Origin of the sequence: Marinobacterium stanieri (genome assembly GCF_900155945.1) — a bacterium.
GTDB lineage: Bacteria > Pseudomonadota > Gammaproteobacteria > Pseudomonadales > Balneatricaceae > Marinobacterium > Marinobacterium stanieri.
The window spans coordinates 533,028-551,893 of record NZ_FTMN01000001.1 but is presented as its reverse complement, the minus strand read 5'-3'; the positions used below and the strand labels follow the sequence as shown (position 1 = coordinate 551,893).

15 protein-coding genes are annotated in these 18,866 nt (G+C 58.0%); 9 read left to right on the top strand and 6 right to left on the bottom strand.

Going from position 1 to position 18,866, the window contains the following annotated elements; genetic code table 11:
- The first annotated feature begins 69 nt into the window (after positions 1-69).
- The 5 genes from BW956_RS02560 to BW956_RS02540 all read left to right on the top strand — a co-directional run bounded on the left by BW956_RS02560 (position 70) and on the right by BW956_RS02540 (position 5,335).
- Positions 70-1,476, top strand: coding sequence for an aminotransferase-like domain-containing protein (locus BW956_RS02560; RefSeq protein ID WP_244894312.1), 1,407 nt, complete (start codon positions 70-72; stop codon positions 1,474-1,476).
- Between the two features lie 94 nt (positions 1,477-1,570).
- On the top strand, positions 1,571-3,250 hold the full coding sequence (locus BW956_RS02555; RefSeq protein ID WP_076460559.1) for a nitrite/sulfite reductase: 1,680 nt from the start codon (positions 1,571-1,573) through the stop codon (positions 3,248-3,250).
- Positions 3,247-3,768 (top strand): DUF934 domain-containing protein, encoded by a 522-nt coding sequence (locus BW956_RS02550; RefSeq protein WP_076460558.1) that lies wholly within the window; start codon positions 3,247-3,249, stop codon positions 3,766-3,768. Before BW956_RS02555 ends, BW956_RS02550 begins: the two co-directional genes overlap by 4 nt.
- A complete protein-coding gene (locus BW956_RS02545) occupies positions 3,768-4,508 on the top strand; it encodes an MFS transporter (RefSeq protein WP_076460556.1) in 741 nt (246 codons plus the stop codon). The genes BW956_RS02550 and BW956_RS02545 overlap by 1 nt, the downstream gene beginning before the upstream one ends.
- Positions 4,433-5,335 (top strand): MFS transporter, encoded by a 903-nt coding sequence (locus BW956_RS02540; protein WP_139327110.1) that lies wholly within the window; start codon positions 4,433-4,435, stop codon positions 5,333-5,335. Before BW956_RS02545 ends, BW956_RS02540 begins: the two co-directional genes overlap by 76 nt.
- Positions 5,336-5,345: 10 nt before the next feature.
- On the opposite strand, the gene BW956_RS02535 is transcribed toward BW956_RS02540, so the two are convergent.
- The 5 genes from BW956_RS02535 to BW956_RS02515 form a co-directional block, all read right to left on the bottom strand.
- Complete coding sequence (locus tag BW956_RS02535) at positions 5,346-6,713, bottom strand: TRAP transporter large permease (protein ID WP_175611953.1); 1,368 nt, start codon at positions 6,711-6,713, stop codon at positions 5,346-5,348.
- 9 nt (positions 6,714-6,722) lie between these two features.
- Positions 6,723-7,340: a TRAP transporter small permease subunit gene (locus BW956_RS02530; RefSeq protein ID WP_010324128.1), complete on the bottom strand. Its 618-nt coding sequence runs from the start codon at positions 7,338-7,340 to the stop codon at positions 6,723-6,725.
- A 32-nt stretch (positions 7,341-7,372) separates the two neighbouring features.
- Complete coding sequence (locus tag BW956_RS02525) at positions 7,373-8,440, bottom strand: TRAP transporter substrate-binding protein (RefSeq protein ID WP_076460552.1); 1,068 nt, start codon at positions 8,438-8,440, stop codon at positions 7,373-7,375.
- A 95-nt stretch (positions 8,441-8,535) separates the two neighbouring features.
- Positions 8,536-9,318, bottom strand: coding sequence for a 3-hydroxybutyrate dehydrogenase (locus BW956_RS02520; RefSeq protein ID WP_076460550.1), 783 nt, complete (start codon positions 9,316-9,318; stop codon positions 8,536-8,538).
- Between the two features lie 29 nt (positions 9,319-9,347).
- Complete coding sequence (locus BW956_RS02515; protein WP_076460548.1) at positions 9,348-11,297, bottom strand: acetoacetate--CoA ligase; 1,950 nt, start codon at positions 11,295-11,297, stop codon at positions 9,348-9,350.
- 202 nt (positions 11,298-11,499) lie between these two features.
- Between BW956_RS02515 and BW956_RS02510 the strand changes: the two genes are divergently transcribed.
- The gene (locus tag BW956_RS02510) at positions 11,500-12,915 is read left to right on the top strand and encodes a sigma-54 interaction domain-containing protein (RefSeq protein ID WP_076460546.1); all 1,416 of its coding nucleotides are present in this window, start codon (positions 11,500-11,502) and stop codon (positions 12,913-12,915) included.
- Between the two features lie 8 nt (positions 12,916-12,923).
- Here the strand turns inward: BW956_RS02510 and cobA are convergent, their stop codons facing one another.
- Positions 12,924-13,796, bottom strand: coding sequence for a uroporphyrinogen-III C-methyltransferase (gene cobA / locus BW956_RS02505; protein WP_175611952.1), 873 nt, complete (start codon positions 13,794-13,796; stop codon positions 12,924-12,926).
- A 219-nt stretch (positions 13,797-14,015) separates the two neighbouring features.
- Between cobA and BW956_RS02500 the strand changes: the two genes are divergently transcribed.
- From BW956_RS02500 to nirD, 3 genes are all read left to right on the top strand, one after another.
- Positions 14,016-15,272 (top strand): nitrate regulatory protein, encoded by a 1,257-nt coding sequence (locus tag BW956_RS02500; protein WP_076460544.1) that lies wholly within the window; start codon positions 14,016-14,018, stop codon positions 15,270-15,272.
- 257 nt (positions 15,273-15,529) lie between these two features.
- Positions 15,530-18,046, top strand: a complete 2,517-nt coding sequence (nirB, locus tag BW956_RS02495; protein WP_076460542.1) for a nitrite reductase large subunit NirB — start codon at positions 15,530-15,532, stop codon at positions 18,044-18,046.
- Positions 18,043-18,381 (top strand): nitrite reductase small subunit NirD, encoded by a 339-nt coding sequence (nirD, locus tag BW956_RS02490; RefSeq protein ID WP_076460540.1) that lies wholly within the window; start codon positions 18,043-18,045, stop codon positions 18,379-18,381. Before nirB ends, nirD begins: the two co-directional genes overlap by 4 nt.
- The last annotated feature ends 485 nt before the right edge of the window (positions 18,382-18,866 follow it).

Genomic DNA, 18,866 nt, shown 5'->3' with positions numbered 1-18,866 from the left:
CTGTACAAACGATAGGTTCAGGTATAAAAAAGTAATAAGTAATAGGTACAGATGGGTCAGGGGCACAGATTGAGTTCGGAATATCGTTATCAACAACTGGAGCAGTGGTTGCTGCGTGGAATAGAGGAGCAACGCTGGCGACTGGGTGAGCGTTTGCCCTCTATCAGGGCTTTGTGCAAAGAGCACGGTCTGTCCAAAGCCACGGTGCAGCATGCCCTGCAAAGGCTGGAGGCTCAGGGCCTTTTGGAAGCCCGGCCCAAGGCCGGATATTTCGTTTCCCTGCAGCCACGTACCGTGCGACAGCCACAAAGCCGGGTGAGCATCGAGGCGCCACGGCCGGTTAATGTCAGCGAATTGTTGCTGGATATCATGCGCCGCAGTGCGGCCTTTGACTTGATTCCCGAGTTTCGAGCCGGGGATCTGCCGGCCGGAATTCTGGCGCTGAACCGCTCGATTGGGCGGGCGCTGAGGCGTCAGCGCGGTGAAGACTATCTCTACTACGATGAGCCTGCCGGGGATGCGGGCTTGCGTGAACAGTTGTCGCTGCACCTGGCACGGCGTGGCTGGGCTGCCGTGCCCGAGCAGTTGTGCATTACATCCGGCTGTCAGCATGCCCTGTTTCTGGCGCTCCAGGCCTGTTGTAAGCGAGGTGATGTAGTCGCGGTGGAGTCTCCCGGCTTCTATGGTGTGCTGCAGTTGCTGGAGCAACTGGAATTGCAGGTGGTTGAGGTACCGACCTCGCCGGATACCGGCATGGATATGGCGGCACTGGAGGAAGTGCTGGCGCGCTGGCCGGTCCGTGCCTGTATCGTATCGCCGGCTTTTGCCACGCCCAGCGGGGCACTGATGCCGCTGGAGTCACGGCAACAACTCCTGGCGCTGGCAGAGCAGCACGATCTGGCGGTGATAGAAGATGATATTTACGCCGATACTGCGCTGGGGGCTTTGCCTGATCCGTTGAAGGCACTGGATCGCAACGAGCGGGTCATTCTCTGCAGCTCCTTCTCCAAAAGTCTGTCGCGAGATCTGCGCCTGGGCTGGGTCGCCGGGGCGCGTTGGCATCAGCGCATTCTGCACCTGAAGCTGGTCTCGCAGCTGGCCAGCAGTCGGTACCTGCAGCAGGGAGTGGCGGAGTTCATCCAGGATGGCAGCTTTGCCACCCATCTGCGCCGCCAGCGGCATGAGTTGCGGGACCGACGGGATCGGTTGATCGCTTTTCTGCAAGCCTGGTCCACCGAGCTGCGCGTGAGTGTCCCGGCCGGTGGGCTGGCCGTCTGGGTAGAACTGCCCGAGGGGGTGGATACCCTTGCCAGCTATCCGAAGGCGCTGGAGCAGGGGGTGGTGATTACACCGGGGCCACTGTTCTCCGTATCGGGCCAGTTCAGTAACTGCCTGCGGCTCAGTTTTGCTCACCCCTGGGATGAGCGTCGTACCCGCGCCTTGAACCAGTTGCCCGAGTTGCTGCTGCGCGGCTGATCTGTCCCTATCCATATTCTCGGAATTGAGCCTGCCTCAGCGAGGGCCGGCACCGCTAACCTCTGTCATTTGTTGAAACTGACGAGGCAGATGCGTGTATCGATACGATGAATATGACCATGCTCTGGTGCAGGCGCGAGTGGCGCAATTTCGGGATCAGGTGGCGCGCCGTCTCAGTGGCGAGCTGAGTGAAGAGGAGTTTTTGCCCCTGCGTCTGCAGAATGGGCTCTATCTGCAAAAGCACGCCTATATGCTGAGGGTGGCCATTCCCTATGGCACCCTGTCGTCGCAGCAGTTGCGAACCCTGGCCAGAATCGCGGACCAGTTTGACCGGGGCTATGGCCATTTCACCACGCGCCAGAACATTCAGTTCAACTGGATTCAGCTGGATCAGGTAGCGGATATACTCCAGTTGTTGGCCGACAACGAGATGCATGCCATCCAGACCTCAGGCAACTGCGTGCGTAATATCACCACGGAAGCCTATGCCGGTGTTGCCGCCGATGAGCTGATTGACCCGCGCCCGCTGGCAGAGATTCTGCGTCAGTGGTCCACCGTGAATCCCGAGTTCCTGTTTTTGCCGCGCAAATTCAAGATTGCCATCTCGTCGTCTGAGCAGGATCGTGCCGCCGTGCGTGCGCATGATATCGGTTTGTATCTGTATCCGAGCGAGCAAGGCGAGCCCTTGCTTCGAGTGATGGTCGGTGGTGGCTTGGGACGAACGCCTATCCTCAACCAGACATTACGAGAGGATCTGCCCTGGCAACACCTGCTGACATACGTGGAAGCCGTGTTGCGGGTGTATAACCGCCACGGTCGTCGTGACAACAAGTACAAGGCCCGTATCAAGATTCTCGTCAAAGCCTTGGGGATCGAAGCCTTTGCCAGTGAAGTGGAGCGTGAATGGGAGCAGATCCGCGAAGGCGCGGCGGAGCTGACCCTGGCCGAGCTGGAACGGGTATCAGCTGACTTTGCACCGCCTGAATATCAGCCGCTGAGCGCCATTGATCCTGAATATGGCGCCTGGCTGGCCCGTGATGAAGCCTTTGCCAGCTGGGTACAAACCAATACCCGGGCCCATAAGGTGTCCGGATATGCCGCTGTGACTGTATCGACCAAACCGGGTGCGGCCACGCCTCCAGGCGATCTGACCGCACAGCAGATGCATTCCCTGGCCGACCTGGCCGATCTTTACGGCTATGGTGAAATCCGTGTGACCCATGAGCAGAATCTGGTTCTGCCGGATATTCGCAAAAGTGATCTCTATACCCTGTGGCGCTCACTGCAGGATGTGGGGCTGGCCACACCCAATATTGGTCTGCTGACCGATCTGATCGCCTGCCCCGGCGGCGACTACTGCAACTTGGCTACCACGCGCTCGCTGCCGGTGGCCGGTGCGATTCAGACGCGTTTTGATGATCTGGATTTCCTGCATGATTTGGGGCCGCTCAGCCTCAATATCTCCGGCTGTGTGAATGCCTGCGGCCATCACCATATTGGCAACATCGGGATTCTGGGTCTGGACAAGAACGGCGAGGAGTATTTCCAGGTCACCATTGGCGGAGACCAGGGCAAGAACAGTGCTCTGGGGCGGGTCATTGGCCGGGCATTCAAGGCAGACGAAGTGCCTGATGCGATTGAACGGCTGTTATCGGTCTACCTGAAGTTTCGCGAGTTGGACGAGACCTTCGTACAGACGGTTGGCCGACTGGGGCTCGCGCCCTTCAAGGAAGGCGTCTATGCCGAATCCAGGGCGGCGGAGGTGTCGGCATGAACAACACCATCGGGCTTTGGCATGGCGAGGGGCAGGAGCGGGCGGTTCTGCTGTCGGATGATCGCTGGGAGGTGCTGCCTCCGGAGGCTGCGGTCGATAGCGAGCCCTGGCCAATACTGCCCTGGGCACGTTGGCAGGCGCTGGTAGAAAATGGAGAACTATCGCCTCGGCATGCTGGAGTGATGTTGGACCCGGATGAAGACCCCGAGGTACTGACACCCTGGGTTGGCCAGTTGCCGCTGATTGCGCTCCAGTTTCCGGGATTTATGGATGGCCGGGCCTATAGCCAGGCCAGCCTGCTGCGCACTCGCCTTGGTTATGAAGGCGACCTGCGGGCGTTGGGTGATGTGCTGCGTGACCAGCTGGTACTGATGCGCCATTGCGGCTTTTCCTCATTTTGCGTGCGTGCCGATAAACCTGCTGCTGAAGCGATCAAGGGGCTGTCCGGCTTTGATCAGATTTATGCACGCTCGGTTGCCAGCCCGGAACCGCTGTTCCGGAGGCGCGAGCGCCGTTGATGAAGGCCGAGGACAATCCGCGTGCGTTACTGCTGACTGCTTCCGCCGCCTGCGCCCTGACCATATTCGATACCAACCTGCTGGGTGTAATTACCCCCATGCTGGTGGCCGATATGCAGGTGGGGTTTGCTCCCATGGCCTGGGTCTTGAGTGGTTTTTTGCTCAGCTTCGCATCTTTGCTACTGGTGGCCGGAGCGTTGTCCGATCACTTTGGACGCAAACGGGTGTTGCTGCTCGGGTTGAGCGTATATGGCGCCGGGGCATTGGCTTCCGGGATGGCGTCCATTATTGAATGGCTGATTCTGGCGCGTATTTTTCAGGGAGTGGGCGCGGCCTTATTGCTTGCACCGGCACTGGCGATCATTGGCCAGCGGTTTCGCCAGCCGGATGAAGCCATCAAGGCCTGGGCAACCTGGGGCAGCATCATGGGCCTGACCATGGTGTTGGCACCCATCCTTAGTAGCCTGGTGGGCGGTTGGCTGGGCTGGCGCTGGGCACTTGGGATGGTGGCACTGATCTGTGCCCTGTTGATTGTGCAAGTGATGCGCCTGATCCAGGAATCCAGCGCCCCGCGTGATCATCCTTTCGATTGGTGGGGGGCGCTGCTGTTTGCCCTGTGCATGCTGGCCGGCAGCTGGAGCCTGATTCGCGGCCCGGAACTGGGGTGGCAGCATCCCTGGGTGCTCTGGCCCCTGCACTGGGGCTACTGTTGTTCGTCGCTTTCATTCTTCTGGAACTGAGTACATCCGGTCCCATGCTGGAGCTGCGACTCTTTGCCTCGCCTGCATTTATCGGCGGTGTCGCCGCCATGCTCGGTTATGCCAGTGCCGCGCAGGTGACGGCCGCTTTCTTGCCGCTTTATCTGCAGCAGGGGTTGGGGATAACCCTGTTGTGGACGGGCGTAGCCCTGCTGCCCTTTGCTTTGGGCATGCTGGTGTTTCCTTTGGTGAGCCGTCGCCTGTCGGCGTGGATGGATTCCTGGCAGCTGTTGGGGCTTGGGCTGGTCGTTATTGCACTGGGCAATCTGGGGCTGGCGGATGCGGTGCAGTCAGCGGACTCAACGCGTTTTTATATCAGTATGGCCTGTCTGGGAGCCGGTGGCGGACTGATTAACGGTGAAACGCAGAAGGCTATTGTGGGCACGGTGTCGGCCGAGCATGTCGGCATGGCGTCGGGCGTGAGTACTACCGCACGCTTTCTGGCCATGCTGATGGGATATGCCGGCTTGTCGTCGGTGATGCTCAGTGGTGTGCGGACCGATTTGCAGGGGAGCCTTTGTATAGAGCCAGGCTGTTGGCTGGATGCAGAGCTGGTGACCGCCGTTGCGACAGGGGCGCTGACAGCGGAGGGGCCAGCCGGCAGTTTGCCCAGTCCTGTGCAGGTTCTGCAGGCATACCAGGCAGGTTTCAGCCGCCTGTTTGATACAGCAGCGGCAATCGCATTCATTGCCGCGATCCTGGTATTACTGCTGATGCGTCCCCGTTCAGTGGCGCAACAAAAAACGAGCAGTCGACCTGAATCTGAACCAGGTCGCTGCTCGCAAAGGGCAGATCAAGCAACAGAGTGAGTGCGCCGGGTTAGCCGGCGCCGTAACGCACCGACGGCAGCCAGAGCACGAGATCCTTCCAGAAGAACACCAGTGCCACAGCCGTCAGCTGAATCAGAATGAAGGGAATCACGCCTTTGTAGATATCCGAGGTTTTGATCTCCGGTGGCGCTACGCCTTTCAAATAGAACAGCGAGAAGCCCACCGGCGGAGTCAGGAAAGAGGTCTGCAGCGCCAGGGCGAACAGCACCACGAACCAGGTCAGATCAAATCCCAGGTTGGACACGACCGGGCCCACCAGTGGCAGCAGGATCAGGCTGATCTCAAGCCAGTCGAGGAAGAAGCCGGCGACAAAGGCGATCAGCAGAATCACCACCACGATACCTTCGGGTGACAGCGGAATACCTTGCAGCAGTGAGCCGATAAACTCATCGCCACCCAGAGAGCGCATGACTACTGCGAAGGCGGTTGCCCCCAGGAAAATACCGAACACGAACGCTGTGGTCAGCGTGGTCTTGATACACACATCCTTGACCACCTCGGCATTCAGGCGCCCATTGAGCGCTGCCAGCACACTGGCGCCCAGAGCACCGACGCCCGCAGCTTCGGTGGGTGTCGCGATGCCAAAGAAGATTGACCCCAATACCGCCAGAATCAGGCCCAGTGTTGGCAGGATGGCGCTCAGGGTATCCCACAGCAGCTTGGCGGTGATCGGTGGCAAATTATCCGGCGGCGTGCTCATGGAGGGCTTCAGCCAGGAGATCACCATCACGTAAACGATATACATCAGGCCCAGCATGACACCGGGAATCAACGCGCCCATGAACAGGTCGCCGACAGCCAGTGACAGCTGGTCGGCCATGATGATCAGCATGATGCTGGGCGGAATCAGAATGCCCAGGGTACCAGCCGAGCAGACAATGCCGCTGGCAAAGGCGGGGGAGTACTTCTGCTCCAGCATTACCGGCAAAGACAGCATGGCCAGCAGAACCACGGAGGCACCGACAATGCCGGTTGAGGCGGCCAGGAGGATGCCGATGGTAATAACGGCCACGCCCAGGCCGCCATGGAAGCGCCCGAAGAGGCTGACAAAGTTGCGCATCAGGCGCTCGGCCACACCGGAACGCTCAAGCATCAACCCCATGAATATGAACATGGGCAGGGCCACCAGCACCCAGTTGGTCATCTGGGCGTAGATGCGTTGCACCATGACCCCGAAAATGCTCCAGTCGGTGAGGAAGTAGGTATCAACGTCGAAATACTGGAAGGCGATGATCGAGCCGACGCTGAAGACCACCGAGATGCCGGCCAGCAGCCAGGCCACCGGGAAGCCGGTGAAAATGAGCAGTATGAAACTGCACAGCATCGCGATCACGATCAATTCATTGGTAGCAAACACGTGTACACCTCACTCCGGCGAGTTGTTGTTATTCTGTTTGGGGGTGTCGAGCGGGCGGGGCCAGCCGGACAGGAACGCCAGTGCACGGAAAAAGCGGGCGGTTGCGGCCAGTGCCATCAGCACAAAGGCCAGCAGAATGACGGACTTGATCAGCCAGCGCATGGGCAAGCCGCCGGGCGCCGCCGAAACCTCGCCGATGCGGATGGAATGCTCCACAAAAGGCCAGGCGTAGATCAGTATCAGCACGCAAAACGGCAGGATGAACAGGGCAATGCCCAGCATTTCAATCCAGGCGCGCGCCTTGGGTGACAGGCGCTCGGCCACTACATCCACACGCACATGGCCGTCGTGAGTGATGCAGTAGGACAGAGCACACATGAAGCCGATGGCGTACAGATGCCACTGCAGTTCTTCCAGCGCCACAAAGTTGGTGCCCAGGGCATAGCGCATGATCACATTGCCCACGATCAGCAGGATCAGTACGACCCAGATGAACGAGGTGTATTTGCCGAACACTTCAACGATGCGTTCCAGCCAGTCCGAGATGCGGGTGCGAGGATAGTCGACGGTCGCCTTGTGGGCGACCGCCTCCTCGACCTGATCCAGATTCAGGTCGTAGTCAGACATAAGAGATATCCCTGGTCCGAAGGTGAAACTGCTTATTCGGCGTCTTCCACGCCAAAGTCACGCGGCAGGTAACCGAAGTTTTTCCACGGACGGTGCTCGTCCTGGAACGCCTTCATAGAGCTGTATACCTTGTCGAACATGGGGTCAGACTCGGAACGGCGCGCCATCACACGGTCGGTGGCTTCCTTGAACGCATTGAGGATTTCCGGGCTGTACTTGTGCAGCTGTACGCCTTTTTCCTCGAAGGATTTCAGCACCGCACCCTGAAGCGCTTCTGCCTTGGCCAGCGCAACGGTGTTGGCGGCTTTACAGCTGTTTTCGATCAACGCCTGAGTCTGGCTGTTGAGGCCATTCCATTTATCCAGGTTGACGTAGAGGTACTGGTTGGTGGACGGCTGGTGCCAGCCCGGCAGGTAGTAGTGCTTGGCCACCTGATAGAAGCCCAGCTGCTCATCAACGATCGGCATGGAGAACTCGGTGGCATCCAGCACGCCGGTTTCCAGCGCCTGGTAAAGTTCACCACCGGGCAGCAGGGTGACGGACATGCCGAACTCGGACATGATCTCGCCACCGACACCGGCCGCACGGAATTTCAGGCCCTTGAACTTGTCCAGGCTGTCCATCTCTTCACGGAACCAGCCGGCAGCTTCCGGGCTGATGGTGCCGCAGAGGATCGGGTAGACGTTATGCGGTGCAAACAGCTCCTTCAGCATTTCGTCACCGCCGTGGTGGTACATCCAGGCCAGGAACTCCTGAGATTCCAGACCAAAAGGCGTTGCACCGAAGAGTGCAGAGGCCGGGATCTGGCCCCATTCATAGCCCATCCAGGAGTAACCGGCCGGGATGTTGCCGTTACTGACGTTCTCGAAAACGCCCAGCGAGGGGATCAGCTTGCCCGGTTCGAAGGTTTTCAGAACCACCTTGCCGCCCGACATGTCACTGACCATCTTGGCCACTTCCGGCATGGTGTCACCCAGTGCGGTCAGGGAAGACGGGAAGCCCATGGGCACCTGCCAGCGCACCTTATCGAAGTCGGCCAGCGCGAAGGTGGAAGCGGTCAGGGTCAGGCCCAGGGTTGCGGCTTTGAGCAGTTTTTTCATGATGTCGTGTCCTTTTATTGTTATCACGGTTTTCGCATCGTTATGGAACAGATGTATCGGGTTTACAGTGGTTGTCACAGCAGTGCTGAGTCGGGTTATTGGGCGGTCCAGCCGCCATCGATCGGCAGCGCTGTACCATTGATGGCGCGCGCTGCATCGGAGCAGAGGAACAGGGCCATCTCGCCGATTTCGCTGGGAGCGACGAAGTCGGGGTAGGGCGTCTTGGCGCTGATCAGGCCCTGCTTGGCTTCTTCAAAGCTGGTGTTGTTGTCTTGCGCATAGGCCTTGAACTGCTCTACCAGCAGCGGGGTGTCGACCCAGCCGGGGCAGATGCAATTGGCGGTGATACCCTGGGCCGCGTTTTCCAGCGCCATGACCTTGGTAAAGCCGACCAGGCCATGCTTGGCTGCGCAGTAGGCGCTCTTGTTCACCGAGGCCACCAGACCGTGCACGGACGAGATATTGATGATGCGCCCCCAGCCCTGTGCCTGCATGCCCGGAAGGGCCAGGCGGCTAGTGTGGAAAGCAGCGCTCAGGTTGATGGCAATCACCTTGTCCCACATGTTTGCCGGGAAGCTCTCGGTGGGAGAGGTGTGCTGGATGCCGGCGTTGTTGACCAGAATGGTCGGGCTGCCGGCCTTGTCTTCAATGGTCTGCATCAGCTGGTCGATCTGCTCCGGCTGGCTCAGGTCTGCCTGGCAGTAGAGCGGACGACGTCCATAGGCCTGTTCGAATTCCTCAGCCAGTTTCTCGCCGGCTGCCGTGTCTTCCAGACCGTGCAGGACCAGGTTCAGTCCATTGGCCGCCAGTACGCGGGCGACCTCAAGGCCGATACCGCTGGTTGAGCCTGTCACCAGCGCCAGTTTGCGAATGCTCATCGCGTAGTCCTCTTCAATGTTGTTCAGGTTCAGGCCTGTAATTCGGGCAGGTCGCGGTAAAGCTCCAGCGCCTCGGGATTGGCCAGGGCGTCCTTGTTCTTCACCGCTTCGCCAAGCACCACCTTGCGCACTGCCAGCTCGACAATTTTTCCGCTGATCGTGCGAGGAATATCCGCGACCTGAATGATGACGGCCGGTACATGGCGGGGTGTGGTGTTGGCGCGAATGGTGGTGCGAATCTGTTGGCGCAACTCATCGTCCAGTAACAGCCCTTCTCGCAGGCGAACAAAGAGCACTACACGTACATCGTCCTGCCAGGGCTGACCAATACAGAGGCTCTCCACCACAGCGTCTACTTTCTCGACTTGGCGGTAGATTTCTGCGGTACCGATACGTACGCCGCCCGGGTTCAGCACGGCATCGGAGCGGCCATGAATAATCACGCCGCCATGGGCGGTGATTTCTCCGTAATCGCCGTGAGCCCAGATGTTGTCGAAGCTGTCGAAGTAGGCATCGTGGAAACGCTGGCCATCCGGGTCGTTCCAGAAACCGATCGGCATGCTGGGGAAGGGCTGGGTGCAAACAAGTTCACCCTTGGCCTGACGCAGGGATTGGCCGTTGTCGTCGAAAATATCCACAGCCATGCCAAGGCCCGGGCATTGCAGCTCGCCACGCCAGACCGGCAAAACCGGGCTGCCCAGTGCGAAGCAGGAGATGATGTCGGTGCCACCAGAGATGGAGGACAGCTGCAGGTCGGCCTTGATGTCGCGGTAGACGTAATCAAAGCTTTCATGAGACAGCGGTGAGCCGGTGGAGAGCAGGGCCTTCAGCGGACTCAGGTCATGGCTCTTGCCCGGTTTTACACCGGCCTTTTCCAGTGCCGCCAGATACTTGGCACTGGTGCCGAACACGGTGATTTTTTCACGCTCGGCCATATCCCAGAGCACTTCAGGCCGCGGGGCGAAAGGCGAGCCATCAAAGAGCACCAGCGTGCAGCCGGTGGCCAGACCGGAGACCATCCAGTTCCACATCATCCAGCCACAGGTGGTGTAGTAGAAGAAGCGGTCGTCACGGCCAATATCGGTGTGCAGTATCAGCTCTTTCAGGTGCTGAATCAGCGTTCCGCCGGCGCTGTGCACGATGCACTTGGGTACGCCGGTGGTGCCGGAGGAGTACATCACATACAGCGGGTGATCGAACGGCAGGGCAACAAACTCGACCTCCTGCGCCTGGGCGTCACCGAAATCGCTTATCACTGAGGCATTGGTCAGCGGGCTCAGGTCGGGTGCTGTATTCACGAAAGGAACCACAACCGTTTGCTCGATGGATTCAATCGCCGCGGTAATGCTGGCGACCTTATCCAAAGAATCCAGTGTCTTGCCGTTGTAGAGGTAGCCGTCGGTGGTGAACAGCACACGGGGCTTCACCTGACCGAAGCGGTCGATTACGCCATTGATGCCAAAGTCCGGTGAGCAGGAAGTCCAGATGCCGCCCAGCGCCGTGGTGGCCAGCATGGCAATGATGGTTTCAGCGATGTTGGGCATATAGCCGGCAACCACATCACCGGGCTGGATTCCCAGGGCCTTCAGGCCTGCGCTGACACGCGCCACTTCGGCGTAGAGTTCGGCGTGGCTGAGCTCTACGCGACGGCCGTCTTCACCGTTAAAGACAATCGCGGGGCGATCATCACGGTAGCGCAGCAGGTTTTGCGCAAAGTTCAGGCGGGCATCGGGAAACCAGCGGGCGCCGGGCATGCGGTGTGCATCGGCAAGCACCTGTTTGCCCTTGAATGCAGCCTTGATATCGGCGTAATCCCAGAGGTCGCTCCAGAAACTTTCGCTGTGCTGGTTGCTCCAGCGCCAGAGTGAGTCATAGTCGTTCAGGTGGATATCATGACGGTGGTTCAGCACCTGCATGAAATCCCAGAGGCGGGTCGAGCGGACGCGTGCCGGACTCGGTGTCCAGAGAGGTTGATCCATGTGAGTCTCTTTGTATTTATTATTGAATCTTGGATGCCTCCCCTAGAGCAGATCCCTTGCCAGTTTTTTTAAGTTATTGATATATAAAATATTTGTTATTTTGTGTGCTTCTGCATGTGATTGTTGACGTCAAATAATATTGACAGACTGTCCAATAAAATGGACGCTGGTTGTCAAATAATAAAGACAAGTGACAACCATCATGAGCCTCTCCGGATTTGCTTCCGAACAGGTGCGCGACCGCGTACTGGCCTCGCTTAATCGCTCCTTTGAGACCTTCTACGAGCACAGCATTGCCGTTGATCGGCATGGCATCATCAACTGGATCAGCGACAGCTACAGCCGCTTTCTGGGGTGTACCGAATCGCCCCTGGGACGCCATATCACTGACCTGATTCCGGGCAGTTATCTGCCCCAGGTGATGGCCACGGGTAAGCCGGTGCTGCTGGATCTGTTGCAGTTACGCAATCAATGGACACTGGTCAGTGTGGTGCCGGTGCATAACGAGCAGGGCGAGGTTGAAGGGGCTTTTGGCTTCGTCGCCACGGACAGCCCGACTTCCGGCATGAAACCCTTGCTGGAGCGCTACAACCAGATGCAACGCGAGGTCCGTGAAGCCTTGCGCTACCGTGAGGGGCGAAGTGCACGCTACAAGCTGTCACAGATCGCCGGTCAGAGCGAAACGATCAGGCTGGTAAAACAGCAGATTCGTCAGGCGGCACGTTTCGATATCACGGTGCTGCTGAGCGGTGAAACGGGGACCGGCAAGGAGCTGTTTGCTCACTCGTTGCACGATCTGTCGGACCGCGCTGAAAAGCCCTTCGTGTCGGTCAATGTGGCGGCCATTCCTGAAACCCTGATGGAGTCGGAATTTTTTGGTGTCGCTTCGGGTGCTTTTACCGGTGCCAAGAAAGAGGGTCGCCCCGGCAAGATTGAAGTGGCGGGCGATGGCACTCTGTTTCTGGATGAGGTGGGCGATATGCCGCTGGCCCTGCAGTCCAAACTGTTGCGTGTGTTGCAGGAGCGGGAGTTCGAGCGGGTGGGCTCCAATCAGGTGCAAACCACCCAGGTCCGCATCGTGGCGGCAACCAGTCGCAATCTGGAGCAGATGGTTGCGGATGGCAGTTTCAGGCCTGACCTTTACTACCGTCTCAATGCGATGCCGATCCGCTTGCCGGCTCTACGCGAGCGCCTGGATGATGTGGACGCCTTGGGTGAACGTATTCTGGATGACTGTTGCAGTCGCTTGGGTGTCCTGCCCAAATCCCTGACCGATGAGGCCGTTCGCCTGCTCAAGACCTATCGCTGGCCGGGCAATGTGCGTGAACTCTACAACGTGCTGGAGCGTGCCTGCATCCTAAATGAAACCCTCAGCCATATCGATGCGGCGCAATTGCTACCGATGATTCAGACGCTGCCTAAAACAAGCGCAATGGACAGCCAATCAGCTCAATCTCAGAAAGCTGAACCGCCTGAAACAGGCCTGACGCTCAAGCAGCGTTTGAAAATCGAGGAGGCGCGTATTATTCAGGAGACGCTGCAGCTCTGTGATGGCAACCGTACCGAGGCGGCCAAACGTCTGGGGATGTCCCGTGCGGCACTCTATAACAAGCTTTAGTTTCGCCATCAGCGCTGTTCTTCCATCAGGCTTTCCAGCAGCTGTTCTGCCCCCAAATTAGCGTCATAGTGCTCGACGACACGCCCCACCAGTATCAGGGTTGGCGTCTGCAGGTCGCTGTCCTGAATCATGCGGGTCATGGAGCCCAGTTCCGCACGCAAAGCCCGCTGGTCTTCATGAGTACCGCGCTCTACCAGCAGCACCGGCCAGTCTGCGGGCAATCCGTGGCATTGCAGCTCGGTTGAGATGGTGTCCGCCATACTCAGGCCCATGTAAAACACCAGAGTTTCATCCGTACGCGCAAGGTCGGCCCAGTCGATGGGGCGGTCATCGCAGCTGTGTGCGGTGATCAGGCGCAGGCGCGGAGCTTTTTCGCGCTCTGTGAGAGGGATCTTGCAGCTGGCAGCACAACCGGCGGCAGCCGTGATACCAGGGATAAGGCTAAAAGGGATGCAGTGTTGTCTTAATGCGTCCATCTCATCGGTGAGGCGGCCGAATACCAGTGGATCACCGCCTTTCAGGCGCACAACCCGTTTGCCCTGCTGCGCCAGTTCAACCAGCAGTTGGCAGATTTCGGCCTGACTGGCCGAATGTGCGCCCTTGCGTTTGCCGACATAAAGGCGCTGAACCTGAGCCGGAATCTCTGTCATGAGTGCATCACTGACCAGGGCGTCGTATACGACGACATCCGCCTGCAGCAGTGCTTTCCAGCCTTTACGTGTGATCAGGTCCGGGTCCCCGGGCCCTGCGCCCACCAGGTCAACCTGTCCCTGTTTCTCCGGTAGTCGCGCTGTGTTTTCGCTCTTGGGCTTCCATCGGCTTGGGTTGAAGTGGAAAGCAGGCAGTGCCGTGCGCAGAAAGCTGAGTGTCAGTGTCATCATGGTTGGATTCCCCATAAAAAAAGCGCCTGCCCCCTCATCGCTGAGCGATGGGAGTGCAGGCGCCAATGCCTCATTTTAAGAGCTATGCAGACAACCTTCAGACCATGAAAGCCGTCACTAGAAACTTAGCAAGATTAATGCCGGTTTTTCGTCCTGGCTGGAACAGGCCTTGCATTGATCCGGGTAAAACTGCTGAAAATGTTTGATACCGGAGTAGCCATGTCGACGCCTGAACAGTTAACCGAACACTTCCTGCTGGCCGCCCGAGGCAGTGAAGCACGTGCGCTGGGGCAGCTGGTGCACAGCTGTCAGCTGGTGGCGGCGGTGTGTGAACTGGTGCATGAGCTCCAGCGCGAGCGCGGGATATCCAATGTTTTTCTGGCTTCGGCAGGACAGGAATTTGCCGAGGAGCTTAAACAGCAGAACGGCCGCACGAATACTGCCAGTGATCATTTCTGTGACTATCTGCAACGGGTGCAGTCGGGGCAGGATCAACTCTGGAGTAGTGCCCGGCTCTATCACCGTATCGCCCATGTGCTGCTGCAGCTCAAGGATCTGGCGGAGCTGCGCAACAGCATTGAGCAGGGAAACCTGACGACAGCACAGGCCACAGAAGCCTGGTCGGGTCTTATTGCCGAGTTGCTGTCGGTCCTGTTCGAAATTGCTGATATTGCCGCGGATGCCGAGATCTCCCGGGCATTGGTGGCCCTGTTTCACTTCCTGCAGGCCAAGGAACATACCGGGCAGGAACGGGCCTGGGGCTGTGTCGGCTTTGCTGCTGAAGCCTTTGATACCGAAATACTGGCGCGACTGCAGCATCTGCGGGAATCGCAGCAGCGCTGCCTGGATGTATTTGTTCGCTTTGCCGAGCCTGAAGAGGTCTGGTTCTGGGAGCAGCTGGAACAGGCACCGGCCAAAGCCGAGCTGGTGCGGATGCGCAAGGTGATCGACGCCTTGGGAGAGGGGGCAGCAGTGCCGCACGGTGTCAGTGAAACCTGGTTTGCGGTGGCGACGGCCCGTATTGACGGCATGCGAGAGCTGGAGGAGCAGCTGTCGGCAGACCTGCAGGCCATGGCCGGCGAGCGTCTGGAGAAAGCACGCAAGGCGTTACAGGACAACCGCAGTCGCCTGGAAGCAGAGCCACCGGCTGAACCCGTGTCGGCTTTTTCCTTACTGCTGGATGCATCTTCCGACAGTGAGCAGGTACCGGCTGCCGGCTCGGTGCGTGCCCTGTATGACCTGCTGCAGGAGCAGGCAGACCACCTGCAGCAGGTGAGCGATCAGCTGGAAGAAGCGCGTTCGGCACTGACCGAGCGCAAGCTTGTTGAACGTGCCAAGGGGCTGATGATGCAGTATCAGAAAATGACCGAGGAGGAAGCCTTTGCCAGTTTGCGTCGTGCTGCCATGGAAGGAAATTGTCGTCTGATTGATGTGGCTGCCCGAGTGGTAGCGGCGGCTGAAAAGCTGAAAGGCTGACCTGAAAAGTGGCAATGTTCGGTTTTTTTGCACCTCAGTGGTGCGCGATCTGAGGATAAACTCGGATACAGCGCAGAGAATGCGCGACATGAAAAGTTGGCACAACACCTGCTAAGTACATCACAAGAAAAATAACCAGATGCCCTCGGGTATCTGCTCTTTATTGGACAATGGCGTCCACTTTCCAATCGCACCGCCCGTAGCGATTGAGAAAGTGGGCGCTTTTTTTTTGCTTCAAGCTTCCCGGGAGGCAAACAATGAAACAGCGCTTGATTGTGATTGGCAATGGTATGGTCGGCCATCATTTTGTGGAACAGTGGCTGGCGAATGAAGCTTCTGCTGACTATCAACTGACCGTGTTCGGGGCTGAACGCCACTCCGCCTACGACCGGGTTCATCTGTCGGAATACTTCGCGAAGGACGCCGAGCACCTGCGCCTGGGCGATGCGGATTTTTATCAGCAGTCGGCTATCGATCTGCATCTGGATGAAGCGGTTACCTCAATTGACCCCGATGCACGCAAGGTGACTACCGATCAGGGTGAGTACGCCTATGACAAACTGGTCTTGGCCACCGGCTCCTATCCCTTTGTTCCGCCCATCCCCGGTGGTGACCAGGCCCATTGCCTGGTGTACCGCACACTGGATGATCTGGATGCGATTCAGGCCAGCGCCAAGGATATGAAAACCGGCGTTGTTATTGGCGGTGGCCTGCTGGGGCTGGAAGCGGCGAACGCACTCAAGAGCCTGGGGCTGGATGTTCATGTGGTCGAGTTTGCACCACGCCTGATGCCGGTACAGCTGGACGACGAAGCGGGCGCCATGCTGCGCAGCAAGATCGAATCCCTGGGTGTCAGCGTTCACACGGACACCGCAACTCAGCAGATTATCGCCGGCGATGCGGCACGCATGAAAATGTGCTTCGCCAATGAGACCGAGCTGGAAACCGACCTGATTGTATTTTCCGCCGGTATTCGCCCTCAGGATGCGCTGGGGAGGGAGGCCGGTCTGACATTGGGTGAACGGGGCGGCATCGATGTGGATCAGTACTGCCGAACCAGCAACCCGGATATCTATGCCATTGGTGAGTGTGCCGTCTGGAACGGACGCCATTTTGGTCTGGTTGCACCTGGCTACACCATGGCCCGTGCCGCCGTATCGCACCTGTCAGCTGATGGCAGGGTGCACTTCCAGGGCGCCGACATGTCCACCAAACTTAAGCTTCTGGGCGTGGATGTAGGCTCAATTGGCGATGCGCACGGCCATACACCGGGCTGTCAGAGTTACCGTTATACCGATGAGCGCACCGGTGTGTATCGCCGCCTGGTGGTATCTGAAGACGGTAAGCGCCTGCTGGGCGCCATTCTGATCGGCGATAACCAGCATTACGACCCGCTACTGCAGTTGGCACTCAACGATATGCCGCTGCCGGAGCAGCCGGAAGGGTTGATCCTGCCTGCGTCCGAGGGCGGCCTGCCTGCTGCCGGCAGCGCTGAGCTGCCGATGACAGCGACCATTTGCTCCTGTCACAACGTGAGCAAGGGCGATATCTGTGAATCCATGAACGATGGTGCCGTCTCTGTCGCCGATCTCAAGGCCAGCACCAAGGCAGCGACCGGCTGTGGTGGCTGTGCCGCCATGCTGAAAACGGTACTGGATGCAGAGCTGGAAAAGCGCGGCGTCCAGGTCGACCATTCTCTCTGTGCTCACTTCAGCCATACCCGACAGGAGCTGTTTCACCTGATTCGGGTCGAGCAGATCAAAAGCTTCACCGAGCTGCTGCATAAGCATGGCAGCGGCGGTGGCTGTGAAATCTGTAAACCGGCGGTAGCGTCCATGCTGGCCAGCTGCTGGAACGAACATGTACATACCCCTGAACTGGTGCCCCTGCAGGATACCAACGATACCTTCATGGCCAATATGCAGAAGGATGGCACCTACTCCGTGGTGCCGCGTATCCCCGGCGGTGAGATCACGCCGAAAATGCTGATTACGCTGGGTGAGGTAGGCGATAAATACAAGCTTTACACCAAGGTGACCGGCGGCCAGCGGATCGACCTTTTCGGTGCCACTCTGGATGAACTGCCGCTGATTTGGGAAGAGCTGATCGCTGCCGGTTTCGAGACTGGTCATGCCTACGGTAAATCGCTGCGCACGGTGAAGTCCTGTGTCGGCAGTACCTGGTGTCGTTTCGGGGTGAAGGACAGCGTCGGCACAGCCATCGATATCGAAAACCGCTACAAGGGCCTGCGTACCCCGCACAAGGTCAAAATGGCCGTATCCGGCTGTACCCGTGAATGCGCCGAAGCACAAAGCAAGGATATCGGTGTTATCGCAACCGAAAATGGCTGGAACCTCTATGTCTGTGGTAACGGCGGTATGAAACCTCGTCACGCCGATTTGTTCGCCACTGACCTGGATGATGAAACTCTGGTGCGGTACATCGACCGTATCCTGATGTTCTACGTCTACACGGCTGATCGCTTGCAGCGCACCTCGGTGTGGATGGAAAACCTGGACGGTGGTCTGGATTACCTGCGCCAGGTGGTGATCGACGACAGCCTGGGGTTGGCCGCTGAACTGGAAGCACGCATGCAGCACGTGGTCGACAGCTACCGCTGTGAGTGGAAAGAAGCGGTGGAAGATCCCGACAAGCGCAAGCGCTTCCGCAGCTTTGTGAATTCCGATGAACCGGGCCGTGCCCGCATCGTCCAGGTGGTGGAACGAGGACAGCTGATACCGGCCCGTGAACTGGCTGTGGAGGAAGCATCATGAGCACTATCAAATGGCAGGATATCTGCGCGCGTGAGGACCTGGTACCGGGCTCCGGTGTGGCGGTGAAGCTGGCAAATACGGCAGCCGCCCTGTACTGGCCGGCCCCTGAGTCCCCGCAGCTCTTCGCGATGGCACACAAAGACCCCTTCTCACAGGCCGAAGTCCTGGCCTGGGGGCTGCTGTGTGAAGCCTCAGGTGAATGGTCGGTGGCCGCGCCTTTATACAAGCAGCACTTCCGTCTCAGTGATGGCGTATGCCTTGAACAGCCGGAGGTTGTCTTGCCCACCTGGCCGGTGCGCTTCAATGGCGAGCGTGTTGAGGTTGGCTTGAGCTGAAGTTTCAGCCCTTTAAAACAGGAGTGGCCCCCATGCACCCTAGAAGTCCTGTCGCAAATAAAGTGAGAAAAAAACGCTTCGTTCATCAGGTTGGTCAGCATTGCCATCTTGACGAACAAAGTGAATCCGGCAGATCATCACAGAGCACTCTGCTAATCAGTGGTTGTGAAGAAAGTCTCTATCAATGGCTGAGTGGTGAGTCGAGGCTCATGGCAGGAAAAAACACAAGCCCAGATTAACATTGTAATAATGTGTATTGATATACATACAGTGATTTTATGCTGATCTATATATTGTCTTAGTGATTCTGTGTTTTCATAATTATATTAAATTATTGTGTTGTTGTTTTATGACGTTTCTTTCTTTTAGGTGCATTGTTAAATTTATTTGATAGCCACTAACTGGCACTAGATGTCAGCTCATAAATCTGTATAGTCAGGCTTGACAGCTCCGGATGAGCTTATTTCAACTTTATAAAAGGAATT